At 63.8% G+C, this 13,556-nt stretch carries 12 protein-coding genes, 1 tRNA gene and 1 pseudogene; 4 read left to right on the top strand and 10 right to left on the bottom strand.

Annotated elements, in window-relative coordinates; genetic code table 11:
* Positions 1-4 precede the first annotated feature (4 nt).
* Complete coding sequence (gene hutH, locus SSA02_RS09165; RefSeq protein ID WP_147093770.1) at positions 5-1,552, top strand: histidine ammonia-lyase; 1,548 nt, start codon at positions 5-7, stop codon at positions 1,550-1,552.
* A 418-nt stretch (positions 1,553-1,970) separates the two neighbouring features.
* On the opposite strand, the gene SSA02_RS09160 is transcribed toward hutH, so the two are convergent.
* Both SSA02_RS09160 and SSA02_RS09155 read right to left on the bottom strand, forming a co-directional pair.
* On the bottom strand, positions 1,971-3,173 hold the full coding sequence (locus SSA02_RS09160; protein ID WP_147093769.1) for an MFS transporter: 1,203 nt from the start codon (positions 3,171-3,173) through the stop codon (positions 1,971-1,973).
* A gap of 328 nt (positions 3,174-3,501) precedes the next feature.
* On the bottom strand, positions 3,502-3,798 hold the full coding sequence (locus SSA02_RS09155; RefSeq protein ID WP_246103796.1) for a DoxX family protein: 297 nt from the start codon (positions 3,796-3,798) through the stop codon (positions 3,502-3,504).
* A gap of 51 nt (positions 3,799-3,849) precedes the next feature.
* On the opposite strand from SSA02_RS09155, the pseudogene SSA02_RS09150 reads away from it, so the two are divergent.
* Together SSA02_RS09150 and arfB are read left to right on the top strand one after the other, a co-directional pair.
* A pseudogene (locus SSA02_RS09150) lies at positions 3,850-4,117 on the top strand (integrase core domain-containing protein); the annotation flags it as partial.
* 147 nt (positions 4,118-4,264) lie between these two features.
* On the top strand, positions 4,265-4,687 hold the full coding sequence (gene arfB / locus SSA02_RS09145; protein WP_147093767.1) for an alternative ribosome rescue aminoacyl-tRNA hydrolase ArfB: 423 nt from the start codon (positions 4,265-4,267) through the stop codon (positions 4,685-4,687).
* 258 nt (positions 4,688-4,945) lie between these two features.
* Here the strand turns inward: arfB and SSA02_RS09140 are convergent, their stop codons facing one another.
* From SSA02_RS09140 to SSA02_RS09105, 8 genes are all read right to left on the bottom strand, one after another.
* Positions 4,946-5,455: a P-loop NTPase family protein gene (locus tag SSA02_RS09140; protein ID WP_147093766.1), complete on the bottom strand. Its 510-nt coding sequence runs from the start codon at positions 5,453-5,455 to the stop codon at positions 4,946-4,948.
* A 6-nt stretch (positions 5,456-5,461) separates the two neighbouring features.
* Positions 5,462-5,674 carry a hypothetical protein gene (locus tag SSA02_RS12930; RefSeq protein WP_246103795.1) on the bottom strand — a complete coding sequence of 71 codons (213 nt, stop codon included), beginning with the start codon at positions 5,672-5,674 and terminating at the stop codon, positions 5,462-5,464.
* A 227-nt stretch (positions 5,675-5,901) separates the two neighbouring features.
* Positions 5,902-5,977: transfer RNA gene (locus SSA02_RS09130), tRNA-Glu, on the bottom strand.
* A 47-nt stretch (positions 5,978-6,024) separates the two neighbouring features.
* Complete coding sequence (gene recJ, locus SSA02_RS09125; protein WP_147093765.1) at positions 6,025-7,833, bottom strand: single-stranded-DNA-specific exonuclease RecJ; 1,809 nt, start codon at positions 7,831-7,833, stop codon at positions 6,025-6,027.
* Between the two features lie 21 nt (positions 7,834-7,854).
* Complete coding sequence (gene glpX, locus SSA02_RS09120) at positions 7,855-8,847, bottom strand: class II fructose-bisphosphatase (protein ID WP_147093764.1); 993 nt, start codon at positions 8,845-8,847, stop codon at positions 7,855-7,857.
* Between the two features lie 86 nt (positions 8,848-8,933).
* Positions 8,934-10,268, bottom strand: a complete 1,335-nt coding sequence (locus SSA02_RS09115) for a homoserine dehydrogenase (protein ID WP_147093763.1) — start codon at positions 10,266-10,268, stop codon at positions 8,934-8,936.
* Positions 10,265-11,470 carry an LL-diaminopimelate aminotransferase gene (locus tag SSA02_RS09110; protein ID WP_147093762.1) on the bottom strand — a complete coding sequence of 402 codons (1,206 nt, stop codon included), beginning with the start codon at positions 11,468-11,470 and terminating at the stop codon, positions 10,265-10,267. Before SSA02_RS09110 ends, SSA02_RS09115 begins: the two co-directional genes overlap by 4 nt.
* Positions 11,471-11,566: 96 nt before the next feature.
* Positions 11,567-12,586, bottom strand: a complete 1,020-nt coding sequence (locus tag SSA02_RS09105) for an OmpA family protein (protein WP_147093761.1) — start codon at positions 12,584-12,586, stop codon at positions 11,567-11,569.
* A gap of 257 nt (positions 12,587-12,843) precedes the next feature.
* Between SSA02_RS09105 and SSA02_RS09100 the strand changes: the two genes are divergently transcribed.
* Entirely contained in the window at positions 12,844-13,539 is a 696-nt protein-coding gene (locus tag SSA02_RS09100) for an ATP-dependent Clp protease proteolytic subunit (protein ID WP_147093760.1), read from the top strand.
* Positions 13,540-13,556: the final 17 nt, after the last annotated feature.

The following is a 13,556-nucleotide window of genomic DNA, read 5'->3' as shown; positions in this document are numbered from 1 at the left end:
GCTCATGACCTCTCCTCTCGTTCTGACTCCCGGAACCCTCGATTTTCCCTTTCTGCGCCGTTTCCTCCGGGAAGCCCCTCCGGTGACGCTCGCGCCCGGGATCGAACCCCGTCTGCGTGAGGCGGCGCGTTCGGTCGAGCGTATCGTCGCGGGGGGAGAGGCGGTCTATGGGGTGAATACGGGGTTCGGCAAACTCGCCAAAACCCGTATCCCCGACGATAGACTGCGCGATCTGCAACGCAATCTCGTCCTCAGCCATGCTGCGGGTATCGGCAAACCACTGGCTGCGCCTGTCGTGCGCCTGATCCTTCTGCTCAAGGCCAACGGTCTGGCACGGGGATTTTCCGGCGTGCGCTTCGAGGTCGTGCGCCTTCTGATCGATATGCTCAATGGCGGCGTCATTCCCGTCATCCCGGAAAAGGGATCGGTCGGCGCGTCCGGCGATCTCGCCCCTCTCGCCCATCTCTCGGCCGTCGTCATCGGCGAGGGAGAGGCTTTCTATCGCGGCGAGCGCCTTCCCGGGGCGGTTGCGCTCGATCGTGCGGGACTCGTTCCGGTCGAGCTGGGGCCGAAAGAGGGGCTGGCGCTTCTCAACGGCACCCAGACATCGACCGCCCTCGCACTCATGGCCCTGTTCGAGGCCGAGACGCTGCATCGCAGCGCCCTGATTACCGGGGCTCTCACCCTCGATGCGGCGCGGGGCACGGACGCGCCTTTCGACCCGCGCCTGCATGAACTGCGCGGCCAGAAAGGCCAGATCGAATGTGCGGCAATCTATCGCAGCCTCATGGAAGGCTCCGCCATCAGGGCCTCCCATGAGAGCGATGACGAGCGGGTTCAGGATCCCTATTGCTTGCGGTGCCAGCCTCAGGTGATGGGCGCTGCACTCGATTCCCTCCGTCACGCTGCCCGGGTCCTGCTGATCGAGGCCAATGCCGTTTCCGATAATCCGATCCACTTTCCCGAAACGGACGAGATGATCTCGGGCGGGAACTTCCATGCGGAGCCCGTGGCGATCGCTGCGGATCTCATGGCGATCGCCGTCTCCGAGATCGGGGCGATTGCGGAACGTCGTCTCGCCTTGCTGGTCGATCCCGGCATGAGCGGCCTGCCGCCGTTTCTCGTCGATGACAGCGGGGTCAATTCGGGATTCATGATCGCCCAGGTGACGGCGGCGGCGCTCGCCTCCGAAAACAAGACCCTCGCCCATCCCGCCAGCGTGGACAGTCTCCCGACCTCTGCCAATCAGGAGGATCACGTCTCGATGGCGACCTTTGCCGCACGGCGTGTCGGCGATATCAACGAGAACGTGCGTACGATCCTCGGCATCGAATATCTCTCTGCCGTGCAGGGGCTCGACTTCCTTGCGCCGCTCGCCTCTTCGGTTCCGCTCGTCTCTGCGGCCCGTTTGCTGCGCGATGTCGTTCCTTTCTTCGCACAGGACCGGCTTTTCACGCCGGATATCGAGGCCGCCAATGCGCTCATCGCCTCCGGCGCGCTGATCAACAGCATCGGTACGGATCTCGCCCTTCCCGCGCTCGATCCCGTGTGACCTTGCGCGCGTGGAAGTTCATGTGAGGCGGGGCGCGTCCATGATGACGATGTCGTCGGGCTGACGTCCGGGCGCCCGGCAGCCCGCCTGTGGGACAAACCATTCGAAACCACGCGGACAGTGCGATCGGGGAGACCGGGCGACAAGTTGAGTGACGACATACATCGTCGGTTTCCTGTCCGACCGTTATCGCAAGGCAGACTGGCTTATGCCGAAAACAGGGAGACAGGGGAGCAGATCCGGAACCCGGCACAGGCGCTTGCGGGTCCGCTTCCATCCGGTTTGATATTCCCCGTCATCGCCGGTTCACATCATCGTCTGCCCGCAATCCTCTCGTTGCGAAGGCGCTGCCCCCTCTTCGGAGGGGGGATATTTCGCCTGCGCGCCGTCTGCGTCTCGCGTCAGCCTGAGGGAGCGATCACGCCGCAGGCCGGGCATCGTCCCGATCTCTCCTCGCGGTCCATGATGCGAAAACGGCAGAAAGGACCAGAAGAATGGCGCTGGCGGAGAAGGTCGTCCGATATCCGCCGAAATCGAAGAGAACTCCTCCGGTCATCGCACCGAGAGTAATGGCGAGCTGGACGACGGCAACCATCAGACCGCCGCCCGCCTCGGCATCCTGAGGCAGAGCACGGGCGAGCCAGGTCCACCATCCGACCGGTGCAGCAGTCGCGATCAGCCCCCACGATCCCAGCATGACCGCAGTCAGAGCCAGATCGTGACCGGAAGCGGTGAGGGTCAGGGCGATTCCTGCCATCAGGGCCGGTATGACGATCAGGGTCCGGTAGAGCCGGTTTCTGACGAAGAAGCCGATCACACAGGTGCCGAGAAAGCCCGAGATACCGATCCCGAGAAGGATGAAGGAGAGGGTGGAGACGTCGACGCGCGTGGTTCTCTCCAGAAAGGGGCGGACATAGGTGAAAAGCGTGAACTGCCCCATGAAGAAAAGTCCGATCGACGCCATCCCCGTTGCGACGATCGGGTTTCGCAGCACGGCAAGACCATGACGGGTTTTCGAGCGGTTCGGCGCGCTCATCGAGGGCAGGCTGATCCATTGCCAGAAGAAAACGATGACGGCGATCGGCACGAGCGAGAAGAACGCGCCGCGCCATCCGACGATCGCACCCAGAAAGCTCCCTGCGGGCGGGGCGATGACCGTGGCCAGAGCATTGCCGCCATTGAAGATGGCGAGGGCTTTCGGGACCTCTGCCCCAGGGACGAGGCGCATCGCGACAGCGCCCGAGAGAGACCAGAAACCGCCGATCACGACTCCGATCAGCATGCGCCCGATCATGAAGGATCCGTAGCCGGGTGCGACAGCGACGAGTGTCCCGGATGCTGCCATGAGAACCGTGAGGATCAGGAGAAGCGTCTTGCGATCGAGTCCGCCAGCGATGGAGGAAATGAACAGGCTGGTGAGAACGGCGAGGGCACCCGAGGCGGTGATGGCCTGCCCGACCTGCCCTTCGCTGACATGAAAGTCCGAGGCGATCGGCGTCAGGAGACTGACCGGCATGAACTCCGATGCGATCAGCGCGAAGACACAGAGCGACATGGCGAACACCCCACCCCAGCAGGCTGGTCTGTCCCCGGTATGGTCTGTCTGGGGGGCGGGGGACATCGTTGATCGTTCCTCTTCGCTCGGACGGGCGGGCGTCATATCGAAGAGAAAGATTAGGGGAGGACCCTCATCGGAGATACCCGGGCCGGAGCGCATGGCGTCATGACCTGTTTTCATGAGTAAGCGCTTGTCGGGATCGTCCGATCCCGCGATCAGCAGCGAGGGAGATCGATGGATTACGGTCGTTCACGAATATCCGCTGAGGCACGCCGCGCAGGCGCACCATGCGCTGGAGACGGGAAAGACCACGGGCAGCCTGATGCTGGTGCCGCGAGCGAGTGGGGCAGGCCGCGTCCGGCGTCACCGGAGCAAGGGCGATGGCGCCCGCTTATGCCTGGAAGGGCCAGCGGATGGCACCGCCGGCAAGCCAGGCCCACCAGATCGCAAGCGGCTGAAACGGCAGCCTGAACCAGTAATACCATTGTGCCGAGGGCAAATGGGCGGCCTCGAGGCCCTGAAGCGCATTCCTGACGTTCGCCGGGAAAACGCAGACGAAATAGAGTGCCAGCGCCCAGCCGGCGAGCATCCGCGTCTGTGGGAGGAGCAGCCCGATCGCGCCCGCGATCTCGCACAGGCCGGTGAAGGCGACCGTCCCGCTCGGCCACGGCACGAAGCCCGGAAGCATCGGCAGGTAGCGGCCGGGATTGCGCAGGTGATCCGTGCCGGCCAGGAGCAGCGCGACCGCTGGCTGGACAACGTCTTCATCGAGCGCCTGTGGCGGTCGCTCAAATATGAATGCGTCTATCTCCACGTCTTTGACACCGGATCGGAACTGCGGACCGGCCTTGCGGCATGGATCGCGCATAACAACGGGAAGCGTCCGCATTCGTCTTTGGCTGGACGAACGCCCGATGGGGCGTATCACGACGCGCCGACGCCCTTTGGTCCGGGGTTTGATCCCGGACCAGAGGGCCAACAGCAACGCCGTCGAAGCGGCAGCATGACAACGACCGGCTATAGCTTGTCAGGCCCGTCAAACTGTCCGAACGGATGGAGCCACCCCTGTAATCGACCTCTTCATGCAGGCGCTTGGCAGCTTCATGCTTGGCACATGCGGGTATTTCGCGGCGCGATATGCTATGGAGCGCGACATGGCAATTCCCATCCTCCCCGGCCTGTCCCTTTCCGACAGTGAGCTTGAAGTCAGCTATATTCTGGCGTCCGGGCCCGGCGGCCAGAACGTCAACAAGGTTGCAACCGCAGCACAGCTACGTTTCGATGCCGCGCGTTCCGCGTCCCTGCCCGAACGGGTGCGCGTGCGCCTGCTTGAGATCGCCGGTAATCGGGCAACGCGTGATGGTGTGATCGTCATTACGGCCCGACGCTTTCGCACGCAGATCCGCAATCGCGAGGACGCGATCGAACGTCTGGCGATAATGATCCGCGAGGCCGCCCACCGTCCGGCGTTCCGGGTACCCACGCGCCCGGGACGAGCGGCGCGCGCGCGCCGGATGGATGGCAAATCCCATCGTGCGGGGATCAAGCGCGGACGGGCTGCGCCACGGGAATACTGAAACCCGCAGCTCCGGTTTCTGAGAGGCGCTTTCCGTCCCTTCTTCCGCCAATACGCGGCCTGCCCCCTGCTTCCGGAAAAATGAGAAAACGAAAGCAGGGTGGAGCGCAGGATGCCACTCAGGAACTCCTGGTCCGCAATGGGGAGCAGCCGAGTGTCCGCGCAAGATTGACCATGGAAATGGAGCCGACAGTATAAACGCGTGGCCGTCGTACTGATCCTGAAATCTGCGACAGACAGTACCGATTTAGCGAAGACTTCACGCAGTCTCTGATACAGCCTCGATCAAAGCGCGTTCGCCCTTGTCGTCACGTACGACGATGATCTTATCGGACCATTGTCCAATCGTATCGAACAGCATCCTGCGTTCATGACCGTAGTAGTCGGCAGACCAACGCAGCTCCTCCAATAGAGCCTTTACCGTTCCGCGGTGTCCCGCCCCGGAAAAGCGTCGGCGATTGACGAAACGGCGCAGGATACGCGTTATGGTGCGCCAACGTGGAGGATCGAGAATGACGATACGGTTTGCTCGTTCCATCGCTATATCAGTCCACCTGAACTGCACGCCTTCGATGACCCAGGCATCGAGCTGCACGATCTCTCCGAGCATGGACAGGCGTTCAGCAGGATCGCGCCGCCTATCCCCAGAGAGACAGCGGACCCAGTGGATTTCATCGAGCGGGAACAGCGGTACAGCTGTCCTCTGAGCCAGTTTTGCAGCCAGTGTTGACTTCCCACTGCCAGTTGGCCCCGTCACGAACAGGCGCATCGATTTTTACTCACGCAATATTCCCGACAGGACGCTAACCGCGCGGTGGGTCACGCATTCGTCACGATAGCGTTCCACCAATCGTCTGAGAGGTGTCCTGTCGAGGGACGATGTGTCGTTGAACTGCCTCAGATCGACCTCGGCGCGTTTTTCAGTGAGCCAGCGACGAGCCAGAGCTGAGGATGCGAAGGTCTTTCTCAGGCGTTTGCCATCGACCATTTTTCTGCCCGATATCGGCCGGGTCCACGGCATCAGACGTGCTTGGGGAGCGGTTTACCTGTGGACGGACCGATGCCTGAATTTTCTGATTCGCTCATGCGAAGCCCCTGATACCGAAGAGCCAGTATTTCCTGACTGGCTCAGGAATGGCGCGAAACCGATATTTTGGTAAATCAGGATTTTGCTTCTAACCGGCTGCATCCCGCAGAAAACTGCGGTCAATGCCGTGGCGTCCCGTACGGGATTCGAACCCGTGTTGCCGCCGTGAAAGGGCGGTGTCCTAGGCCTCTAGACGAACGGGACTGGAGGCGTGAGCGGGTGAGTATCCCAGCGCGCTTTGGGGGTCAACCCTAAAGTGTGGCGGCGTCCAAAATAAAGAAACTCAGCATGTCCCGCCCTTGCCATTGCTCGCAGCGGAGCTGTCCGGCCACATGCAGGACCGGCATTGCCCTGTCTTCCAGAACTGCGGCGAAAGCCTTGTCCGCGGCACGGAAGACGAGACCGCGCAACCGGCCTCCGTCCTCGCCCTGAAGGACGACACGCAGCGTATTGCCGTCCCTGCCGATGCGCTCGGACTTGACGACGCGAACCCGGGTGATCGCGATGACGGGCTCGTCGTTTCCCGGCCCGAAAGGGCCGAGCCGGGCGAGCTGGGTCGCGATTTCAGGTGTCGCGCCGCGCAGGCTCACGATCCCGTCTATGCACAGAGCGTCGTGACGGGGGCGTGTCAGGGCCGCGGCGAGCTTTTCGTCCAGAAACCGGTGGAAGGCCTCGATTCCGTCCTCCTGAAGAGCAAATCCGGCCGCCATGGCGTGACCGCCTCCCGTCAGGATCAGACCCGCCTGACGGGCAGCGATGATCGCGGCACCGATATCGAGCCCGGGTACGGAGCGGGCCGATCCCTTGAGAACCCCGTCCTGACTCGCGCCGACGAGAACAGGCCGGTTGCTGCGCTCGCGGATACGTCCGGCGACGATGCCCACCACCCCGGGATGCCAGTCCGCGCCATGGAGGAAGAGGACGGCATGACCGGATTCCAGCTGCTGCTCAGCCTGCCGATGCGCTTCAGTGAGAATATCGGCTTCGACGCTCTGCCTCTGGCGATTGATCTCGTCGAGTTTTTCAGCAAGCGCACGCGCCGTGAAGGCATCGTCGCAAAGGAGGAGCTGCACGCCGAGATCGGCCTGTGCGATACGTCCGCCCGCATTGATGCGCGGGCCGAGTGCGAAACCGCACGCCATGGCGCTGGCCGTCTCCCTGACCCCGGCGACCGAGGCCAGAGTCGCCAGCCCGAGGCGTTCGCCTCGCCCCAGAATGCGCAGACCCTGTGCGACGAGGGCCCGGTTGAGGTCGCGAAGCGGCATGACATCGCAGATCGTGGCCAGAGCGACCAGATCCAGCTTGCGCATGAGAGCGGGCTCGGCATGTGTGCCGAACCAGCCGAGATGGCGGAGACTCCGGCAGGTCGCGATCATGGTCAGAAAGGCCACGCCGGTCGCGCAGAGATGACCGAGGCCGGACTGGCAGTCGAGACGGTTCGGATTGACGACGAGACACGCGGGCAGAATGGCGCCGTCAGGTTTGTGATGGTCGAGAACGACGATATCGCCCGAGAGCGCCATTTCACTCAGAAGGGCCACCGCAGCAGTGCCGCAATCGACGCAGATGAGAAGCGTCGCGCCTTTTTCGCGCATCGCGGCGAGGGCGGGCCCGTTCGGTCCGTATCCCTCCTTCTGCCGGTCCGGAATATGATGCAGGACCGGGCAGCCGAGTTCTTCCAGCGTCTCCGCCAGTAATGCGGTTCCGCAGGCACCATCGACATCGTAATCGCCGAAAATGCCGATTGTCTCTTTGGCCTGAACCGCGTCGGCCAGACGCGTTGCAACCGCATCCATGCCTTGCAGAGATGAAGGATCGGGTAGCCAGTCCCGCAATTTCGGGTCGAGAAACTGGGCGGCCCGCATGAGATCTATGCCGCGGGTGTGGAGAATACGTCCCAGAAGTTCCGGAATGCCGGCACGTTGCGCAAGAGCAAGGCTGTGACGGCTGTTTTCCTCGGCCAGACCCTCATCGCGCCAGATCCACCGTCGCGAACTACCGCTTTCAAGAACGTCGAGAACGGCAGGGGCCGGGGAAAACTGGCGGGGCGCATCGGACATGCGCCCCGTTATAAGGGGAGATCAGTGACCTGCCCATGTCTTGGTGGAGAAATCGTGACGCCCTTCGATGAAGCGGACGGTAGCCGATTTCGACCGCATGACGATCGAGTGGGTCCGGGCGACCGTGGGGCCGTAGAAACGCACGCCGCGCAGCAACGTGCCGGTCGTTACGCCCGTCGCGGAAAAGAGCACGTCGCCGCGCGCCATGTCGTGCAGGCCGAGCTTGCGGGTCGGGTCCTTGCCCGGGTCCATTTCCCTTGCACGTTCGACCTGGCTTTCGTCCTCGAAAAGAAGGCGGCCCTGCATCTGACCGCCCACGCATCGCACGGCCGCAGCAGCGAGAACGCCTTCCGGCGCGCCGCCCGATCCGGCATAGATATCGACGCGGCTCTCATCCATGCAGGCGGCGATGGCAGCAGCCACGTCACCGTCGGTGAGAAGCATAACACGCGCGCCGGCTTCCCTGGCGCGGGCGATCAGCTCCTCGTGCCGCTCGCGGTCGAGGGCACACATGGTGAGTGCCGAGATATCCTTGCCTTTCGCTTTCGCGAGATCACGGAGCGTGGTCTCGATCGGCGCGTCGATATCGATGAGATCGGGCGGCAGGTTCGGGCCGACCACCAGCTTTTCCATGTAGATATCGGGGGCGTGCAGGAAATTGCCGCCCTCGGCCAGGGCCACCATGGTCATCGCATTGGGCATGTCCTTGGCGCAGAGATTCGTGCCTTCGAGGGGATCGACGGCAATATCCATTTTCGGGCCGCCAGCGCCCACCTTCTCGCCGATATAGAGCATCGGCGCCTCGTCCATCTCGCCCTCGCCGATGACGACCGTCCCCTCGATCGCCACCGTGTCGAAAGCGGCCCGCATGGCCTGCACGGCCGCACCGTCAGCCTCGTTCTTTTCCCCACGGCCCGTCCAGGCCGATGACGAGATGGCCGCAGCCTCGGTCACGCGAACGAGTTCGAGTGCGAGGTTGCGATCCGTCACTTTGTATTTCGGCGAAAAAGGCATCCCGGTTTTCCTATTCGTACTTCCACCCGGCTCACACCGGGACTGCGATACGCCCTGTTATGCCGGTATGAGCCGCTTTTGCCACATCACACAGTCTCGATTTTCATGAGCAGCGGTGCACCCATGACGCTTTCGAGGGGCTCCAGGGCCTCCAGGACGGAAAGCATGGCCGCCTCGCTGGTTTCATGCGTGACCAGAGCGAGCGGTACAACGCTGTGTGAGGCGGCCTGCGCAGGGCTGGTCGAATCTTCCGACGCGGCGGGTTCGGCGCCGTGCTGAGAGAGCGCACGCAGCGAGACCCCGGACTCGCGCAGGGCAGCCGTGATGTCTGCCACGACGCCCGGACGATCCTGCACCAGAAGGCGGAGGTAGTATTGCCCGCGCAGGGCTGTGCGTGGCGCACAGGAAATCGCCGCTTTCGGCGCCATGCCCCATACGGGAAGGGTCGTGCCGCGGGCGAGATCGATCACATCCGCGACAACCGCACTCGCAGTCGGCCCGGCGCCGGCGCCGCGCCCTTCTATGAGCATGGGACCGCTGAAAGACCCTTCGGTCGACACGGCATTGAAGACGCCGTCCACATTGGCGATCGGCGCGGAATGCGGAATCATGCAGGGGCGCATCCAGGCTTCGATACCGTCCTCTTCCGTGCGCCGGGCCAGGCCGAGCAGCTTGATGCGATAGCCCATCTCCCGGGCGAAGGCCTGGTCGCAGGCGGCGATGTTGCGGATGCCCTCGACATGGAGCGAGTCGAAGCGAACGGGCTGTCCGAATGCCAGACCGGCCAGAATGGCCAGTTTATGCGCCGCGTCCCAGCCATCGACGTCGGTGGACGGATCGGCTTCGGCATAACCCAGGGCCTGGGCCTCGTTCAGGATCGCGTCGAAGCTCCGCCCCGATTCACGCATCGCGGTCAGGATGTAGTTGCAGGTCCCGTTGAGGATACCCCCCACTTTCAGCAGACGATCGGCGGCCAGTCCCTCGCGCACGAGCTTGATCGCGGGAATGCCTCCTGCAACAGACGCCTCGAAAAGCAGCGGGGTGGCATTTTCCCGGGCATGGGCAGAGAGTTCGGCCCCATGGATCGCAAGCAGCGCCTTGTTGGCGGTCACGACCGGTTTGCGCGCCTTCAGGGCTGCCTCGACCAGACCCCGCGCCGTGCCTTCGGCACCGCCGATGAGCTCGAGCACCACATCGACCTGCGGGTCGGATACGAGGGCGAGAGGATCGTCATGCCAGGTCAGCCCCTCGAGATCGACGCCGCGGTCACGCGTGCGGTCACGCGCAGAGACCGCAACGACCTCGATGGCGCGACCGGCCCGGGCGGTAATCGCCTGGGCATTCTCGCGCAGGAGACGGACCACACCGGCGCCGACCGTGCCGAGACCGGCGATACCGAGATGAAGAGTTTGACCGTTCACGAAACCGCCTCTGCCTGTTTGACGCCATGTTTGTTGAAAAAGGTTCTGATCGCGCGTGTCGCCTGCCTCAGCCGCTGCGTATTCTCGACCAGACCGATCCGGACGAATCCTTCGCCATATTCACCGAATCCCAGTCCCGGGGCCACGGCCACGCCGGCCTCCCTGAGGAGAAGCTTGCTGAAATCCACACTGCCCATTTCGGCGAATCGCTCCGGAATCGGTGCCCAGGCGAACATGGAGCCCTGCGGCGAGGGCACGTCCCAGCCTGCTGCATGAAGGCCGCGCACGAGCACGTCGCGACGCTCGCGATACATGTCGCGAATCTCGCTCACGCAGTCCTGCGGTCCGCTCAGAGCCGCCACGGCAGCGACCTGGATCGGGGTGAACGCGCCGTAATCGAGATAGGATTTGATCCGGGTCAGCGCCTGGATCAGGCGGGGATTGCCTGCCGCGAATCCCATCCGCCATCCCGCCATGGAGTAGGTCTTGGAAAGCGAGGTGAATTCCACGGCAATGTCTTTCGCGCCGGGCACCTGCAGGATCGAGGGCGGCGGCTCGTCGCCGAAATAGATCTCGCAATAGGCGAGATCGGACATGATCCAGATCTGTTCGCGCCGGGCGAATGCGACCAGCTCCTTGTAGAAATCGAGCGATGCCGTGAACGCCGTCGGATTGGACGGGAAATTCACGATCAGCGCCGTAGGCTTGGGCACGGAATGACGCACCGCGCGCTCGAGCGCGCGCAGCATGTCCTCGTCCGGCGTTGCGGGGATGGAGCGCACGGAGGCGCCCGCGATGATGAAGCCGAACTGGTGGATCGGATAGGACGGGTTCGGCACGAGAATCGTATCGCCCGGGCTCGTGATGGCCGCGGACAGATTGGCCAGACCCTCCTTCGATCCCAGGGTCGCGATCACCTCGGTTTCCGGGTCCAGCCCGACATCGAAGCGGCGTTCGTAATACCCGGCCAGCGCGCGGCGCAATCCGGGGATACCCCGGCTGACGGAATAGCGATGACTGCGCGGATCGGCGACCGTCTCCACCAGCTTTCGCACGATATGCGGCGGCGTGGGGCTGTCGGGGTTGCCCATGCCCAGATCGATGATGTCCTCGCCCTGCGCTCGGGCCGCGGCCTTGGCCTTGTTGACTTCGGCGAAGACATAGGGCGGCAGGCGACGAATGCGGTGGAACTCTTCGGTCATATTCGGCTCGGGGGCACAGGGTTGAAAGAAAGTTATCGAAGCCGGCATGGCTCCGATAATCTTCCTAACGCGATTTCCCCGATGGCGGAACCGCCCTCAATACGGCTTCAGGTCAATTCTCGCGCCGCGACCCAGCGGCGCTGCGCTCAGGCGCAGGGAGTCGGCCGGGACACCGTGAAGAATGAGGCTCTGCGCGACGACGCGGGCGCGAAGCAGGCCGAGCCGAAGCCCGGCCGCCTGTTCGGAGGGGCGGAAAGAGGTGATCTCACCGAAACCGCGCACGTAAACGGGATCGTGCGGCCCGCGGCCCCGCAGGGCAGCTCCGAACGCACCGTCCTGACCGGGCTGGATCTGATCGGAGGCCTGACCGAACCGGATGAGCGTGCCGTGCGGATCGCTCAGATCGTAGGCCGGTCTTACCGGGTCGGGCAGGGAGGCGTCGCGCGGGATCGAAAACCCGGGGAATCCGGGAGCCTCGGGCGGCAAGGGAGGGATCTGCGGAAGCTCGCCCGGTTTGATCGGAGGGGGCGTGAAGCGCGTCACGGCTGGAAGGGCCGTGTCCTGCGCCCGGTCCTGCGTGCCCTGCTGCGCAACGACGGAGGCATCCGCCCCGCCGGATGCGGCATTTCCGCCGGGAGCGCGGCCCCCGCCGGAACCTTGCCCATTCTGATCTGGCCCGCTCTGGCCCCGCCCGCTCTGGCCCCGCCCGCTTTGGCCATCGTGCTGTCCGGCGGCGACGACGCTCATGGACGATCCGGACCCGTCCGTGTCGCCCGTGGTTTTCGGCCGGGGCGGTGGGGGCGGGGTCTCGATCGCGAGGGAGCCATCGGCCACAGCCAGTCTCTGTCCGTAATTGCGCTGCATGACGAGACGATCGGTAAGGGCCTGACGCGCCTGCGGACTCGGAAGATCCACAGCGTTTGTCGGCGTCAGCCCGACATGGGGATACGGATCATGCGCACCGGGGGCAGGGGGGCGTTGTTGCGCGATCGCGCCGCCCTGATATTGGTGATACCAGTTGCCGACCGTATCGACGGCATCTCTCTGCCCGCACCCTGCCAGTGTCATCATGCCCGTCACGGCGAGGCCCGTGTGCAGCCAGCCTGTTTTTCGCATATCTTCCGATCGATCCTCATGTTTCAGACCCGGCGTGTTTCAGACCCGGCGTGTTTCAGACCCGGCCTGTTTCCGATCCGTTTCGTCCGCGCCGGACGACAATGCGAAGCGAGAGTAACGCGTCTCGTCGCAGCTGGCGAGATGCCAGTCTCGCGGCGCTTGATCTACAGCAAAAACACGGGGGCCTCTTGTGAGCGGGGCATGGGAGGCGCAACATAGTGGCAATGAACATGCTGCACGGACATAGGAAGACAAGCATGCGTGGCACGACGCCCAAGGATCCCACCCGTTTCGCACCGCGCCTCGATGATGACGAGCCCGATCCCCACGCGCCGGACGTGCCCGAGCCCAACGGGCCGGAGCCGACGGAGCCGGGAGACAACAAGACCCTGAACGCGCCTGTCGCGGAGCTCGAGGGCAAGCTGTTCGAACAGCGCAAGGTGCTGATCTTCGGCGGAATCAACGACAAGGTCGCCCGGGATGTGACGGGCCGCCTGCTTGCCCTCGCCGGGGCGTCGGACAAGCCGATCGATATCTATGTCAATTCGCCCGGCGGTCATGTCGAGAGCGGCGACACGATTCACGACATGATCCGCTTTGTCGATTCCGTCGCACCGGTGAACATGATCGGAACCGGCTGGGTAGCTTCCGCAGGGGCGCTGATCTTTGCGGCCGGTCGTCCGGAGCGTCGGCTGTGTCTGCCCAACACGCGCTTCCTGCTGCATCAGCCGATGGGCGGCGTGCGTGGGCCTGCGACCGATATCGATATCGAGGCGCGCGAGATCATCAAGATGCGCGAACGCCTCAACCGGCTGTTTGCCCGCGAGACCGGCCAGCCTTACGAGAAGATCGCCAAGGATACAGATCGCAATTACTGGATGTCCGCCGAGGAGGCGATTGCCTACGGGCTCGTTTCGCGCGTCGTCACCAGAATGAGCGACATCAAGGAATAAAGAAGAGGACACGCGTT

It is taken from the genome of Swaminathania salitolerans (assembly GCF_007988945.1).
In the GTDB taxonomy this organism is placed as follows: domain Bacteria; phylum Pseudomonadota; class Alphaproteobacteria; order Acetobacterales; family Acetobacteraceae; genus Swaminathania; species Swaminathania salitolerans.
The sequence above is the reverse complement of the archived record's forward strand: the minus strand, read 5'-3'. Positions and strand labels throughout refer to the sequence as shown.